The 14,768-nt window shown below is 66.0% G+C and carries 14 protein-coding genes; 11 read left to right on the top strand and 3 right to left on the bottom strand.

What is annotated here, in order from left to right; all coding sequences use genetic code 11:
- Window positions 1-9: 9 nt before the first annotated feature.
- On the bottom strand, window positions 10-1,128 hold the full coding sequence (mutY, locus tag AC0WRY_RS08705) for an A/G-specific adenine glycosylase (RefSeq protein WP_194406609.1): 1,119 nt from the start codon (window positions 1,126-1,128) through the stop codon (window positions 10-12).
- Window positions 1,129-1,211: 83 nt separating this feature from the next.
- On the opposite strand from mutY, the gene AC0WRY_RS08700 reads away from it, so the two are divergent.
- From AC0WRY_RS08700 to AC0WRY_RS08650, 11 genes are all read left to right on the top strand, one after another.
- Entirely contained in the window at window positions 1,212-1,493 is a 282-nt protein-coding gene (locus AC0WRY_RS08700) for a type II toxin-antitoxin system RelE/ParE family toxin (protein ID WP_194406608.1), read from the top strand.
- A complete protein-coding gene (locus AC0WRY_RS08695; protein ID WP_028134868.1) occupies window positions 1,465-1,788 on the top strand; it encodes a HigA family addiction module antitoxin in 324 nt (107 codons plus the stop codon). Before AC0WRY_RS08700 ends, AC0WRY_RS08695 begins: the two co-directional genes overlap by 29 nt.
- A gap of 8 nt (window positions 1,789-1,796) precedes the next feature.
- Entirely contained in the window at window positions 1,797-2,288 is a 492-nt protein-coding gene (locus tag AC0WRY_RS08690; protein WP_194406607.1) for a DUF721 domain-containing protein, read from the top strand.
- Window positions 2,289-2,425: 137 nt separating this feature from the next.
- Window positions 2,426-3,082 carry a DsbA family protein gene (locus tag AC0WRY_RS08685; protein ID WP_194406606.1) on the top strand — a complete coding sequence of 219 codons (657 nt, stop codon included), beginning with the start codon at window positions 2,426-2,428 and terminating at the stop codon, window positions 3,080-3,082.
- Between the two features lie 217 nt (window positions 3,083-3,299).
- On the top strand, window positions 3,300-6,764 hold the full coding sequence (gene smc, locus AC0WRY_RS08680; RefSeq protein ID WP_491122940.1) for a chromosome segregation protein SMC: 3,465 nt from the start codon (window positions 3,300-3,302) through the stop codon (window positions 6,762-6,764).
- Window positions 6,765-6,885: 121 nt separating this feature from the next.
- The gene (locus tag AC0WRY_RS08675) at window positions 6,886-7,863 is read left to right on the top strand and encodes a small ribosomal subunit Rsm22 family protein (RefSeq protein ID WP_194406604.1); all 978 of its coding nucleotides are present in this window, start codon (window positions 6,886-6,888) and stop codon (window positions 7,861-7,863) included.
- Between the two features lie 138 nt (window positions 7,864-8,001).
- On the top strand, window positions 8,002-8,562 hold the full coding sequence (locus AC0WRY_RS08670; RefSeq protein WP_194406603.1) for a LemA family protein: 561 nt from the start codon (window positions 8,002-8,004) through the stop codon (window positions 8,560-8,562).
- A gap of 33 nt (window positions 8,563-8,595) precedes the next feature.
- Window positions 8,596-9,810 (top strand): M48 family metallopeptidase, encoded by a 1,215-nt coding sequence (locus tag AC0WRY_RS08665; protein WP_491122939.1) that lies wholly within the window; start codon window positions 8,596-8,598, stop codon window positions 9,808-9,810.
- Between the two features lie 219 nt (window positions 9,811-10,029).
- Complete coding sequence (locus tag AC0WRY_RS08660) at window positions 10,030-10,782, top strand: P-loop NTPase family protein (RefSeq protein WP_063196576.1); 753 nt, start codon at window positions 10,030-10,032, stop codon at window positions 10,780-10,782.
- 60 nt (window positions 10,783-10,842) lie between these two features.
- Window positions 10,843-11,511 carry a hypothetical protein gene (locus AC0WRY_RS08655; protein WP_194406601.1) on the top strand — a complete coding sequence of 223 codons (669 nt, stop codon included), beginning with the start codon at window positions 10,843-10,845 and terminating at the stop codon, window positions 11,509-11,511.
- A gap of 94 nt (window positions 11,512-11,605) precedes the next feature.
- Window positions 11,606-11,938: a GIY-YIG nuclease family protein gene (locus tag AC0WRY_RS08650; RefSeq protein ID WP_194406600.1), complete on the top strand. Its 333-nt coding sequence runs from the start codon at window positions 11,606-11,608 to the stop codon at window positions 11,936-11,938.
- A 14-nt stretch (window positions 11,939-11,952) separates the two neighbouring features.
- On the opposite strand, the gene AC0WRY_RS08645 is transcribed toward AC0WRY_RS08650, so the two are convergent.
- Together AC0WRY_RS08645 and AC0WRY_RS08640 are read right to left on the bottom strand one after the other, a co-directional pair.
- The gene (locus tag AC0WRY_RS08645; RefSeq protein WP_018323310.1) at window positions 11,953-12,492 is read right to left on the bottom strand and encodes an adenine phosphoribosyltransferase; all 540 of its coding nucleotides are present in this window, start codon (window positions 12,490-12,492) and stop codon (window positions 11,953-11,955) included.
- Between the two features lie 9 nt (window positions 12,493-12,501).
- Window positions 12,502-14,667, bottom strand: a complete 2,166-nt coding sequence (locus AC0WRY_RS08640; RefSeq protein ID WP_194406599.1) for an anthranilate synthase component I — start codon at window positions 14,665-14,667, stop codon at window positions 12,502-12,504.
- Window positions 14,668-14,768 lie beyond the last annotated feature (101 nt).

Below are 14,768 nucleotides of genomic sequence, written 5' to 3'. Positions count from 1 at the left end.
AGCGTGCTGTCAGGAGGATCGGCTTGGTGGAAGATCCAGCGCATGCGCGATCACCTTGCGCATGACGTTGGGCAGCGCTTCACCGGCCAGGGTCGCAGTCGGCACCCAGCGCATACCCTCGGGTGCACGCGTGCGCGCCTCCGCCTTCGCGGTATAGACCACGAGCTCCAGCGGAAAATGCGTAAAGACGTGGGTGACGACGCCCACCTTGCGCTGCCAGCGCGACAACCCCTTCAACTCCGGCGCCTGCTGCTTCGCGGTCGCATCGTCCTGGCCGGCGAGCCAGTCCGAGCCCGGCACTTCCGTCATGCCGCCGAGCAGGCCTTTTTCCGGCCGCGAACGGACCAGCAGCTCGCCGCCGCGCGTGACGACAAAGGCGGCGCCGCGCCGCAACGTGCCGCTCTTCTTCGGCGCCTTGCGCGGAAAGGTTTCCTGCGTGCCTTGCGCACGCGCGATGCAATCCTCATTGAGCGGACACAGCGAGCAGGCCGGCTTCTTCGGCGTGCAGATCGAGGCGCCCAGATCCATCAGCGCCTGGGCACTGTCGCCGGCGCGCGAATTCGCCAGCAGCGTCGCCGCCAATTGCTGGATCAGCGGCTTCGCCTGCGGGAGTTCTTCTTCAACCGCAAAGAGCCGCGACACCACGCGCTCGATATTGCCGTCCACCGGCATGGTATGGCGGTCGAAGGCAATCGCCGCAATCGCCGCCGCCGTGTAGGGCCCGATCCCCGGCAGCGCGCGCAGGCCCTCCTCGGTGTCCGGAAAGACGCCGCCGCGCTCGCGCGTGACGGCAACGGCACAGGCGTAGAGATTGCGCGCACGCGAATAATAGCCGAGGCCGGCCCACATTCGCAGCACGTCGTCCTGCGAGGCGTTCCCCAACGCCCTGACGTCAGGCCAGCGCGCGACGAATTTCTCGAAGTAAGGCCCGACCGCCTTCACCGTGGTCTGCTGCAGCATGATCTCCGACAGCCAGACGCGGTACGGGTCCGACGCCTCTCCGGGCGCCGCCCGCCAAGGCAGCCGGCGCCGGTGGCGGTCGTACCAGGCGAGCAGCAAGGTGGGGCGAGCCGACGACGTGGTGGACGTCGTGCTCCTTTCTTTCTTGCGCGCCGTCGTGGAGGACATTCGCCTTTACTAGAGGAGGATTTCGCCTGTGGCCAGCGCGACCGGACCGTTGCGAGCTATAACGCCTTGCGTTATACACAAGCATGATCCAGAGCTTCGCCAACTCCGAGACCGAGTTGATCTGGTCCGGGCGGCGAAGCAGGAAACTGCCGCCCGACATTCAGAATGCAGCGCTGCGAAAACTGCGTTTGCTGAACCAGGCGCGGGTGGCCGATCTCAGGGTTCCCCCGGGCAACCGGCTCGAAGCCTTGAGGGCTGATCGCCGGGGTCAGCATTCAATCCGGATCAATGATCAGTGGCGCATCTGCTTTGTTTGGGATGACGGAGGTCCGAGAGATGTCGAAATCGTCGACTACCACGACTAGGAACGGGCTCCTCCGCAACCCGCACCCCGGCGAGATCCTGCTGGAGGAGTTTTTGAAGCCGATGGATCTCAGCCAGAACGCACTGGCCCGCGCCGTTCGCGTGCCGCCGCGACGGATCAACGAGATCGTGCTTGGCAAGCGCGACATCACCGCCGACACCGACCTGCGGCTGGCCCGCTATTTTGGTCTGTCGGAGGGCTTTTTCCTGGGGCTTCAGATGGATTACGACCTGATGCAGCGGCGACGCGAGATCGATCGCGACCTCAAGGCCATTCGGCCGCGTGCAGCGGCCTAGATCCGGTCATGTCCAAATTTCCTCCCAAACCCGGCCCGATCAGCGCCAAACCGCTCGGCATCCTGCTCGACGACGTCTTTGCCGAGGCCTATGCCAAGCAGGGTTTTGCCGCGCGCGAGCTGGTGACGCGGTGGGCGCAGATCGCAGGGCCTGAGATCGCGGCCCATGCCGAGCCCTTGAAGATGCAATGGCCGCGGCCCGTAGAGGGCCAGCCGCAGGAGCCGGCGACGCTGGTGCTGCGGGTCGAGGGGCCGATGGCGCTGGAGATCCAGCATTCCGCCGACGTGATCCTGCAGCGGGTCAACCGCTTCTTCGGCTGGAGCGCGGTCGGCAAGCTGGCTTTCCGCCAGGCCCCGCTCTCGCGGCCACGGACCCGGAAGCGGCCCGGCCCGCCGGACCCCAAATCGGTCGCCAAGGTGGCGGAGAGCCTGGGGGCGATCGAAGACGAAGAACTGAAGACGGCGCTGGCGCGGCTTGGGGCGGCCATCAAGCGAAATTGAGCCTTATTTTGCGGCCAATCTGGACCCGTCCCTGCCGCTCGCCATTGCTTCAAACCACGTTTCAAGCTAGCGACAGGCCGCCCGGCGGGAACTCGATATCCCCCTGGGGCAAGACCACGCCAATCCGGGAGCCGACCTTGATCATCACCCGCCGCGCCTTCACCACGATGCTGTCGCTGACCGGGCTTGCCGCGGTCGCCGGGTTCTCGCCGCTCCGGTTGATTTCTGACGCCATGGCGCAGTCGGCTGGCGATGTGGCCAAGCCGGTGTCGCTGCCCGACATGGCGCTCGGCCCGAAGGACGCCGCCGTCACCATCACCGAATACGCTTCGATGACCTGCCCGCACTGCGCCGCCTTCAACGAGCAGGTGTTCCCGAAGATCAAGAAGGAATACATCGACACCGGCAAGGTGCGTTACATCTTCCGCGAGTTCCCGCTCGACATCAAAGCCGCGGCCGGCTCGATGCTGTCGCGCTGCATCGCGAAGGACGACGGACCGAAATATTTCGCGGTCACCGACATGCTGTTCCGCCAGCAGAACGACTGGGTCGTGAAGAACACCACCGAGACCCTGACGCGGATCGGCAAGCAGGCCGGCCTCACGCAGCAGCAGGTGGAAGCCTGCCTGAAGGACCAGGCGCTGCTCGACAAGATCGCCGCCGACCAGAAATACGCCAGCGACGTGCTCAAGGTGGATTCGACGCCGACCTTCTTCATCAACGGCGAGAAGATCAAAGGCGAGGCCTCGTTCGAAGAGTTCGCCAAGAAGATCAATCCGCTGCTCAAGAGCTGATTCGCGCGTCAAGACTCTGATTCGCATCTCGAAAGCCGTATCTTTCCCGGCATAAATCCCTTGGGAAAAGCGGCTTTGGCCGGTTGCCCTCGCGGCATACCGCGGCCATTGTCCAGCCGCATGAGGCGCCTCGCGCGACTCGCCCGGATAGCGACATTGCCTTCCATGGTAGTGTCCCGGCAGGGGGATTCGCGCCTGCCAACAGAGATGCGTGCTTATGAAAATCACCCGCCTGCGACTTCACGGCTTCAAGTCCTTCGTTGAGCCGACCGACTTCGTCATCGAGCCCGGCCTGACCGGCGTGGTCGGCCCCAACGGCTGCGGCAAGTCGAATCTCGTCGAAGCGCTGCGCTGGGCGATGGGCGAGACCTCCTACAAGAGCTTGCGCGCCGCCGACATGGACGCGGTGATCTTCGCCGGCTCCGGCAACCGTCCCGCGCGCAACCACGCCGAAGTGACGATGACGATCGACAATGCCGATCGCACCGCGCCGGCGGCGATGAACGACAGCCAGCTGCTCGAAATCTCTCGCCGCATCGAGCGCGAAGCGGGCTCGGTCTACCGCATCAACGGCCGCGACGTGCGCGCGCGCGACGTGCAGATCCTGTTCGCCGATGCCGCCACCGGCGCGCGCTCGCCGGCCCTCGTCCACCAGGGCAAGATCGGCGAGATCATCCAGGCCAAGCCCGAGCAGCGCCGCCGCGTGCTGGAAGACGCAGCGGGCGTTGCCGGCCTGCACGCCCGCCGCCACGAGGCCGAACTGCGGCTGAAGGCTGCCGAAACCAATCTCACGCGCGTCGAGGACGTGATCGGCCAGCTCTCCGGGCAGATGGAAGGCCTGAAGAAGCAGGCCCGCCAGGCGGTGCGCTATCGCGAGGTCGCGGCCAAGGTCCGCAAGGCCGAAGCCACCCTGTTCCACCTGCGCTGGATCGGCGCGCATGCCGACGTCAACGAATCCGGCCAGACCCATGATCTCGCCGTCCGCGAGATGGCCGAGCGCACCCAGCACCAGGCCGAGGCCGCTCGCATCCAGGCGATTCGTGCCGCCGAAATGCCGGCGCTGCGCGATGCCGAAGCGCGCGCCGCCGCCGGGCTGCAGCGCCTGACCAATGCCCGTGAGCTGCTCGACCGCGAGGAAGAGCGCGCCAAGGAGCGCGTCGCCGAGCTCGAGCGCCGCCTCGCGCAGTTCGAGGGCGACATCTCCCGCGCCCAGCAGCAGACGATGGATGCCGATGTCGCGCTGCAGCGACTCGACACCGAAGACGCCGAGCTCAAGGAAGAGATCAAGTCGCGCGTCGAGAAGCGCTCCGGCGTCGACGAGCGCGTCGCCGAAGCCGAGGCGGTGCTGACCGAGACCGAGCAGCAATTCGCCGAGCTCACCACCGCGCTCGCCGACCTCACCGCCAAGCGCAATCAGCTCGAGGCCAATGTCCGCACCCACCGCGACAAGCTCGCCCGGCTCGACCAGGAGATCGCGAACGTCGCCGCGGAAGAGCAGAAGCTTGCCGCCGAGACCGGCGGCTTCGGCGACCTCGACGAGCTGACCGCTCTGGTCGAGACCGCGGAGCAGACGCTGGCGGCTTCGGAAGCCGCGGCGCAGGCCAGCGAAGCCGCGCACGTCGCCGCGCGCCAGACGCTGGAATCCTCGCGCTCGCCGCTGGTCGAAGCGGACAAGCGTGTGCAGCGGCTCGACACCGAGGCACGCACGATCTCCAAGATCGTCAACGGCGAGACCAAGAATCTGTGGCCGCCGATCATCGACGGCATCACCGTCGACAAGGGCTTCGAGAAGGCGATCGGCGCCGCGCTCGGCGACGATCTCGACGCCCCGATCGACCCGTCGGCGCCGATGCGCTGGACCAATGTCGGCCACACCGAAGGCGATCCGGAACTGCCCGAAGGCGCCGTGCCGCTCTCCAATCACGTGCAGGCGCCGGCCGAGCTGGCCCGACGTCTGGCCCAGATCGGCGTGGTGCCGCGCGAGCGCGGTGCCGAGCTGGTCTCGCAGCTCAAGACCGGCCAGCGGCTGGTGTCGCCCGAAGGCGACGTCTGGCGCTGGGACGGCTTTGTCGCTGCCGCCCATGCTCCAACCGGCGCGGCCCGCCGCCTCGCCGAGCGTGCCCGTCTCGTCGACATCGAGAACGAGCTGGAGCAGGCCCGCATCGACGCGCAGATCAAGCGCCAAGCGCTGGAGAATGCCGAGTCCGAGCTGCAGATGGCCGCCAGCACGGAAGGCGCCAGCCGCGAAGCCTGGCGCGCCGCGCAGCGCGAGCTGAACGTCGCGCGCGAGCGCCATGCCACCGCCGAGCGCGAGATCAGCCGCCATGCCGCGCGCAAGGCGACGCTGTCGGAAGCGCACAGCCGCCTCGCCGCCGACCGCGCCGAAGCCGAGGCTGCCTATGAATATGCCGAGGCCGGCATCTCCGAGCTGCCGTCGAGCGAGGACACCGAGACCCGTCTCGCCGCCGTCCGCAGCGACATCGAAGGCCACCGCCGCATGGCCGCCCAGGTCCGCGCCGAGGCGCAGGCGTTGGCCCGCGAGGCCGAGCTCGCCGACCGCCGCGTGCAGGCGATCCTCGCCGAGCGCACCGAGTGGCAGTACCGCAAGGAAAGCGCGGCCTCCCACATCGACACCATCCAGGCCCGCATCGCCGAGCTCACGATCGAGCGCAGCGAGCTCGAAAACGCGCCGCAAGTGTTCGCCGAGAAGCGCAGCGCGCTGATCACCGAGATCGAATACGCGGAAAACGACCGCCGCATGGCCGCCGACGCACTCGCCACCGCGGAAAGCGCGATGGCCGAGACCGATCGCGTCGCCAAGCTGACCCTCGAAGCCCTGTCGAGCTCCCGCGAGGCCACGGCCCGCGCCGAGGAGCGCATGGAAGGCGCGCGGCGCCGGCTCGAGGACATCGAGCGCGAGATCCGCGACATGCTCGAGGTCGAGCCGCAGGCCGTCGCCGGCCTTGCCGAGCTCGAGCCCGGCGCGGAGCTGCCGCCGCTGCACGACATCGAGGAAGACCTCGAAAAGATGCGGCGCGACCGCGAGCGCCTCGGCGCCGTCAATCTGCGCGCCGAGGAAGAGCTGCGCGAGGTCGAGACCCAGCACACCGGCCTCGTCACCGAGCGCGATGACCTCGTGGAAGCCATCAAGCGGCTGCGCCAGGGCATCCAGAGCCTCAACAAGGAAGCGCGCGAGCGCCTGTTGACCTCGTTCGAGGTCGTCAACAACCACTTCAAGCGCCTGTTCGTCGAGCTGTTCGGCGGCGGCGAGGCCGCGCTGCACCTGATCGAAAGCGACGATCCGCTCGAAGCTGGTCTCGAAATCATTGCCAAGCCCCCGGGCAAGAAGCCGCAGACGCTGTCGCTGCTGTCGGGCGGCGAGCAGGCGCTGACCGCGATGGCGCTGATCTTCGCGGTGTTCTTGACCAACCCCTCGCCGATCTGCGTGCTGGACGAAGTCGACGCGCCGCTCGACGACCACAACGTCGAACGATACTGCAACCTGCTGAATGAGATGACCAGCTCGACCGACACGCGCTTCGTCATCATCACGCACAACCCGATCACGATGGCGCGGATGAACCGTCTGTACGGCGTCACCATGGCCGAGCGCGGCGTGTCGCAACTGGTGTCGGTCAGCCTGTCCGAGGCCGTGGACATTCTCGACCAGAACGTGGCGTGACGTGGCTGTCATTCCGGGGCTCGCGCAGCGAGAACCCGGGATCCATTCCTCGACCGACTCTGCCGCGCGATGGATTCCGGGTTCGATGCTACGCATCGCCCCGGAATGACGGTGGGCAAAGATGATCTCCCCCACCCTCCCCGCCGAACTGAAGGCCGCCCTCGACGGCAAGCTGCAGGGCTTCTCCCGCACCGACGCGGCGCAGCGCTCGCAAAAAATCTCGACCGCCTATCGCGCCGGCGGCGGCTCCGGCACGATCAAGTCCGAAGCCGATGCGCTCGCCTATGCGCTGGCGCGCATGCCCGCGACCTACGCCGCCGTCGCGGCCAGCCTGAATGCGCTGACCGAGATCGCACCAAGCCTCGCACCTGAAACGCTGCTCGACGTCGGCGCAGGCCCGGGCACCGCGAGCTGGGCGGCAGCGGAGACCTTTCCCTCGCTGCAGGATTTCACCCTGCTCGACGCCAACGCCACGTTGAGCCGGCTCGCGCTCGAACTTGCACGCGGCAGCTCGCGATTGGCGGAGTGCCGTTATCTGCCCGGCGATGCCGGTGCGAACCTCGCGGAGGCCTCGCAAGCCGATCTCGTGATTGCCAGCTACATCATCGGCGAGCTCAGCGAGGCCGACCAGCGCAAGCTCGCGGAAACCATGTGGGCCAAAGCGCGCCACGCGCTGGTCGTGATCGAGCCCGGCACGCCCGCGGGTTACGCGCGCATCCTCGCGCTGCGCCAGCAACTGATCGCGGCTGGCGCCTACGTCGCCGCGCCCTGCCCGCACGAAAGGCCCTGCCCGCTCGTCGCGCCCGACTGGTGCCATTTCTCTCAGCGCCTCCCCCGCTCGCAGGCGCACCGGCAGATCAAGGGCGCCGAGGTGCCGTTCGAGGACGAGCGCTTCATCTACGTCGCCCTGACTCGCACAGCGCCGGCGAGCCGCGCCGCACGCGTGCTGGCCCCGCCGGATGTTGGCAAGGCCGAGATCGCGGCGAAACTCTGCACCGAAGAAGGTGTCGCACTGACAAAGGTCCCACGGCGCGACAAGGCCGCCTACGCGAGTGCCCGGCGTTGGCGCTGGGGCGACGCCGTCATTGCCGAAAGTTAACCTCATCGGGAGCTTTTGCCTTGAACTCGGGCGGCTCCCCGTTCGACCAAGTCCTACCTCTCCTCTGCGCCGGGGCTCTCGCTCTGCGCCAATTTGGTCTAGGCTAGGCCCGCCTTCTTCCCCCTTCAGGAGTTCTCCATGTCGACCGGCTGGATCGTTCTCGGCGTCATCGTCGTCCTCGCTTTCCTCGCGTTCAGCGCCTACAACCGCCTTGTGGCGCTGAGCCAGCGCGTCGGCCAGGCCTTTGCCGATATCGACGTTCAGCTCAAGCAGCGCCACGATCTCGTGCCCAATCTGGTCGAGACCGTGAAGGGCTATGCCTCGCATGAGCGCGGCACGCTCGACGACGTCATCAAGGCGCGCAATTCGGCGATGTCGGCGCAAGGCCCCGCGCAGGTGTCCGCGGCCGAGAACCAGCTGTCCGGCGCGCTCGGCCGGCTGATCGCGCTGTCGGAGGCCTATCCGGACCTCAAGGCCAACGCCAATTTCCAGCAGCTCGCATCCGAGCTCTCCGACCTCGAGAACAAGATCGCAGCGAGCCGCCGCTTCTTCAACAACGCGGTCCAGGAATACAACACCGGTATCCAGCAGCTGCCCGCGGCGCTGTTCGCCGGCATGTTCGGCTTTACCAAGAGGGATTTCTTCGATCTCGGCGCCAGCCGCACCGAGGTCGAGGCGGCGCCGCAGGTAAAGTTCTGATCTTGAGCCGCTAGGTCGCAGGGCAACCGCGTCATGGCCGCGTATGGTCTCTACACGCACATCGCCTCGAACAAGTTTCGTTCGATGCTGTTGCTCGGCGGCCTGTTCGCGCTGGTCTATGTGCTGGTCTATGCTGGCGCGCTGGTCGCCGAGGTCGTCATCAACAGCAATGGCACGGTCGCCTATTATCTGAACCGCGCCTTCCACGACCTCATCGTCGCCGCGCCCGTTGCAACGGTCGTGGCCGCGGCCTGGATCGTGATCGCCTATTTTTTCCACCAATCGATGATCGATGCGGTGACCGGCGGCCACGACGTCGACAGGAAAGAAGAGCCGCGGCTCTACAATCTGCTCGAAAACCTCTGTATCTCGCGCGGCATCACCATGCCGAAGCTGAAGATCATGGACAGCCCGGCGCTGAACGCGTTCGCGACCGGCCTCAATCCCAGGCAATATTCCATCACCGTCACCACGGGTCTCCTCGATACGCTCAATGACAAGGAGATCGAGGCGGTGCTGGGCCACGAGCTGACCCACATCAAGAATGGCGACGTACAGCTGATGGTGGTCGCCGTCATCATCGCCGGCGTGGTCGGCTTCTTCGGCGAATTGTTCTTCCGACTGTTCACAAATTTCAATTGGAGCTCCGGCTCCGGCGGTTCGTGGTCCTCGGGCTCCTCCTCGTCGTCGCGCTCGTCTTCCTCGTCGTCGAGCGACAGCAAGAGCTCCGGCGGCGGCGCGGTGATCGTGATCATCATCGCGATCGTACTGATCGTGGTGGCCTGGCTGCTGTCGCAGGTGGTCAAGCTCGCGTTGTCGCGCTCGCGCGAATATCTGGCCGACGCAGGCTCGGTGGAATTGACCAAAGATCCCGATGCCATGATCTCAGCACTGCGCAAGATCGAGAATCGTGGCGAGCTGCCCGGCGCGACCTCGGCCGTGATGGAGCTCTGCGTCGACAATCCCCGCGAGGGCTTTGCCGACCTGTTCGCAACCCACCCCTCGGTGCAATCGAGGGTGGATGCACTGGTCAAGTTTGCCGGCGGCCATGATCCGGGCCCGCTGCTACCAACCGAGGAAACGGGCAAGCCCGGGGCGCCAGCCGACCCGCAGCATGCCCCACCGCCGCTCCATCATGGTCCCTGGAACGATGCCAGCGGCCCAGCCGCTCCGCCGCCCATGCCTGCCCCCGGAACCGCGAACAGCAACCCCGCGGGCAATCCCATGGGCCCTTGGGGCCGTCATTGAGCGCGCGATATGCCGTCACGCGCGGCAGTTTCGTCGCGCTTGGGAAAAACTTCGGGAATTGCCGTATCGACGGGCTGCGGAATTGAATTCTCCCTTGTTTCTGCCATGTTCGCGCCCAACAGCAGACTCGGGACATCCTTGGGACCATCCTCGGGACATCGATTTGGGACCCGGCCGATCGCGACCTCGCGATCGGGGGGCGCGCGTTAGGGGACAGCAATGGCAAAGCCGGCAGTGGTTGTGGTGGGCGCGGACAAGGGCGGGGTCGGCAAGACCACGGTGTCGCGCACCTTGCTCGATTATTTCTCAGCCAACAACGTGCCGACGCGCGCCTTCGACACGGAGTCGCCCCGCGGAACCCTGAAGCGCTTCCACCCTGACATCACCGAGATCGTCGACATGACGACGACGGCCGATCAGATGAAGATCTTCGATACGCTCAACGCGACGAGCCCGTCGGTCACCGTGATCGACGTCCGCGCCGGCCTGCTCTCGCCGGCGCTCGCATCCTTGCGCGACATCGGTTTCCTCGACGCCGCCAAGGCCGGCCAGATCACCTTTGCCGTGTTTCACATCCTCGGACCCTCGATCGCCTCTCTGGACGAAATCGCCGAGACCGCGGGCTTCATGACCGGTGCCAAATACTTCCTGGTGAAGAACTTCATCAACGACACCCAGTTCTTCCAGTGGGACCAGGCGACCTATAATTCCTACTTCCACCGCATCAAGGACGCCACCGAGCTGACCATCCCCAAGCTCAACGAAATGGCCTATGAGCAGGTCGAGGTGTCGTCCGTCCCGTTCCTGAAATTCGTTGCCAACAAGGGCATCAACGACGAGGCCGCGAACTATTCCTTCGTGCTGCGCGGCTATGTCAGGCACTGGCTGGCCAACGTCTGGAGCGAGTTCGACCGCATCCGCCTGACCGACATCGTCGGTTCGAAGTCCGTGACCCGCAACAGCGAAAAATAGTTGCGCAAGCCGGGCTGATACGGCTGGATTGGTCGCCAAGTTCGACTGATATAGCTGTCGATGCCCGCAACGCCCGTCTACATCATCTGCTCGCCCCGCCCGCAGGTCGGCAAGACCCTGCTGGCGCGGCTTTTGAGCGAATTCCTGCTGCTCAAGAACGGCAATGTCGCGGCCTTCGACGTCAATCTGAAGGAGCCGTCGCTGCTCGACTACCTGCCGGGGGTCACAGAGACCGCTGACGTGATCGACACCTACGGCAAGATGCAGCTGATGGACCGCGTCATCATCGACGATGGGCTTCCCAAGGTGATCGACCTCGGCTTCCACGCCTTCGACGAGTTCTTCAAGATGACCGACGAGATCGGCCTGTTGAAGGAGGCGGCGCGCCGACACGTCGCGCCCCAGATCCTGTTCGTCGCCGACACCGACCGCGTCTCGGCCCGCGCCCACGAGATGCTGCGCGGGCGGATCCCGCGGATGAACCTGATCACGGTCGACAACGAACATGTGGTGCGCGGCGAGCTGCCAGCTGCGATGGCCGGCGGCCGGCTGTTCCGCCTGCCCGCCCTGCCCGGCTTCCTCAAGACCTATATCGACCGGCTGAACTTCTCCTTCACCGGCTATCTCCGCCAGGAGAAGGACGCCTCGACCGAGCTGCACCAATGGACCCGGCGCAATTACCTCGCTTTCCGCGAGCTCGAGCTCAGCCTGATCCTGCAGCGGTCCTGATTGCGCTGGTTTTTTACCCGGATAATATTGACGACGGGCTGAAGCCGATTTATTGAGACGGGCATCGACATCCCCTCAGCAAGGCCCATCCCCCGTGAGCATCGACCGGAAAGCAGCGATCGCCGCCTACAAGGAGCGCAAGACCGTTGCAGGCATCTACGTTGTCCGCTGCGCGGCCTCGGGCGAGGCCTGGGTCGGCCAGGCGCCGAACCTCGAGACGATCCGGAACCGCATCTGGTTCTCGCTCCGCCAGGGCAGCCATACCTGCCGCAGCCTCCAGGCCGCCTGGAAAGCCCACGGCGAGGCCGGCCTGACGTTTGACGAATGCGAGCGTCTGGAGGACGAAGAGAGTGCCTATGTCAGGAACGCGCTCCTGAAGGAGCGCCTGCTGCATTGGCGGGCCGAGCTCAAGGCCGAGGCGATCTGACCGCCGACGGCGGCTCAGTGCCCCTCGAACGTCATCAGCGTGCGCACCGGCACGTCCATGGCACGGAGCTTGGCGGCGCCGCCGAGCTCCGGCAGGTCGATGATGAAGCAGGCGGCGACGACGTTGGCGCCGATCTGCCGCAGCAATTTTACGGCGCCTTCCGCGGTGCCGCCGGTGGCGATGAGGTCGTCGACCAGGATGACGCGCTCGCCGGGCTGGATGGCATCGACATGCATCTCCATCTCGTCGATGCCGTATTCGAGCGAATAGGCGATCCGCACCGTGGTGTGCGGCAGCTTGCCTTTTTTCCGGATCGGCACGAAGCCGGCCGAGAGCTGGTGTGCCACCGCGCCGCCGATGATGAAGCCGCGCGCCTCCATGCCGGCGACCTTGTCGATCTTGTTGCCGGCCCAGGGATTGACGAGCTCGTCGACTGCACGGCGGAACGCGCGCGCGTCCGCGAGCAACGTGGTGATGTCGCGGAACATGATCCCGGGCTTGGGATAGTCGGGGATGGTGCGGACGCTCGCCTTGATGTCGTGGTCAAAGGTCATTGGTGCCTCTCAATCGACACGCGCATCCAGCCGGAACGCGTTTTCAACAATACGTAGTCCCACCTCGTTGCCGAGCGACATCAGCGATTCCGGGTGGAATTGGACGCCGGCGACCGGCAGGGTCTTGTGCTCCAGCGCCATGGCGACGCCGTCCTCGGTGCTGGCGGTGACATCGAGCACCTCCGGCATGCTGTCGCGCTCGACGAAGAGCGAGTGATAGCGGCCGATGACGATCTCGTTCGGCAGATTGCGCATCAAGCGCCCGCCGCGCACCTGCACCCGTGAGGGGCGGCCGTGGGCGGGATGGGTGAGCTGGCCGAGCTCGCCGCCGAAATATTCTCCGATCGCCTGCACGCCCAAGCAGACGCCGAACACCGGCAGCTTCTTCTCGAGCGCCGCATCAATCGTCTTCTTGATCGCGAAATCCTCAGGACGCCCGGGCCCCGGCGACAGCACCAGCAAATCCCAAGTCTTCTGCTTGAGCATGTCGAGCGCGTGCACATGGCGGACCACGGTGACTTCGGCGCCGACCTGGCGGAAATAATCGGCGAGCATGTGCACGAAGCTGTCGTCGTGGTCGATCAGCAGCACCCGCTTGCCCGAGCCGGTCGCATCCGGTGCGAAGGTCGACAGCGGCTTCGGCGGATCGCCGCGCAGGGCCTGGAATAGGGCTGCGGCCTTGACCTGGCATTCGCGGTCTTCTGCGGCGGGGTCTGAATCAAACAGGCAGGTCGCACCGACGCGCACTTCAGCAAGACCATCCTTCATGCGGATGGTGCGGATGGTGAGGCCGGTGTTGATGCTGCCGTCGAAATTCACAGCTCCAATGGCGCCGGCATACCAGCGCCGCGGCGAGCGCTCGTGATCCTCGACGAACTGCATCGCCCACAGCTTCGGCGCGCCTGTCACGGTGACCGCCCAGGCATGGGTGAGGAAGGCATCGAGCGCGTCGAAGCCGGGGCGCAGCATGCCCTCGACGTGATCGACGGTATGAAACAGTTTTGAGTAGGTCTCGATCTGGCGCCGCGCCAGCACCTTGATGGTGCCGGGGACGCAGACCCGCGCCTTGTCGTTGCGGTCGACGTCGGTGCACATGTTGAGCTCGAACTCGTCCTTCTCCGAGTTCAGAAGCTTGCGGATCTGCTCGGCATCGCCGATCGAATCCGTGCCGCGCGCGATGGTGCCCGAGATCGGGCAGGTCTCGACCCGGCGGCCGTCCGAGCGCACGAACATTTCCGGTGAAGCCGAGACGAGAAACTCGCCCTCGCCGAGATTCATCAGCGCGCCGTAAGGAGACGGGTTGATGACGCAGAGGCGCTGGAAGACTTCGGCCGGCGAGCGGTCGCAAGGCTCGGCGAACAGCTGTCCCGGCACCGCTTCAAAGAGATCGCCGCGCGCAAAGGCGGCGCGCGCGGTCTCGACGGTCGCCTGATATTCGCCGGGCGCGTGATCGGCGAAGCCCTGGCGCGGCGTCTTCAAATAAGGGCTTTCGGCGGTCTCGCGCGGCAGGCCTGCGGTCGACTTGCCCTTCCAGGCGAAGTCGTAAGCGAGCACGACGCCGCGGCCGGTGGCGCGGTCATAGGCCAGCAGGCGATCGGGCACGTAGAGCACGATGTCGCGCTGGTCGGCCTCGCGTGCGCGCTTCTGCTCGAGATCCTCGATCTGGAACACGAGGTCGTAGGCGAAGGCGCCGAACAGGCCGAGCAGCCCGTCGTCATTGGCGGAGAAGGCTGCGATGATGTCGCGCACCAGCGACATCACGCTGGCGCGGCGGGTGCGCTGGTCCTCTTCGACCGGCGCGTCGCCGCGGACGATGTGGCCGGCAAGATGCGTCGCGCTCTTCTCGGAAATCACGACGCAGGGCTCGCGCAGGACATCGGCGAGGAAGGCGATCAGCACCTGGCCGCGCCCATTCAGCGCTTCCAGCTTGAAATCGACGCCAGTGGTCTCGAGCTTGAGCGGCGGATCGGAGAAGCCGAGGTCAAAACTCTCGTAGCGGCCGGGCACGGTGGTGCCCGAGGACAGCACTACGCCGCGGCGGCGGTCGAGCAGGTTGATGAGATCGTCGAGCCGGTTGGCGCCGCCCGTGAACTGCTCGGCCACGCGCGTGATCGCGAGACCTGCGCGGGTCAAGTAATCGCTTCGGGCCGGGAGGGCAAAGACTGTCCTGTTCATGTCGTCCTCTTACGAAACTTGCCGAGGGAACGCCACACAGGACAAACGAGAAGGCCGCCGCACTGTGCAGGCGACCTCAGACGATTTTGGGAGAATAAATC

It is taken from the genome of Bradyrhizobium sp. T-12 (assembly GCF_058314695.1).
The sequence above is the reverse complement of the archived record's forward strand: the minus strand, read 5'-3'. Positions and strand labels throughout refer to the sequence as shown.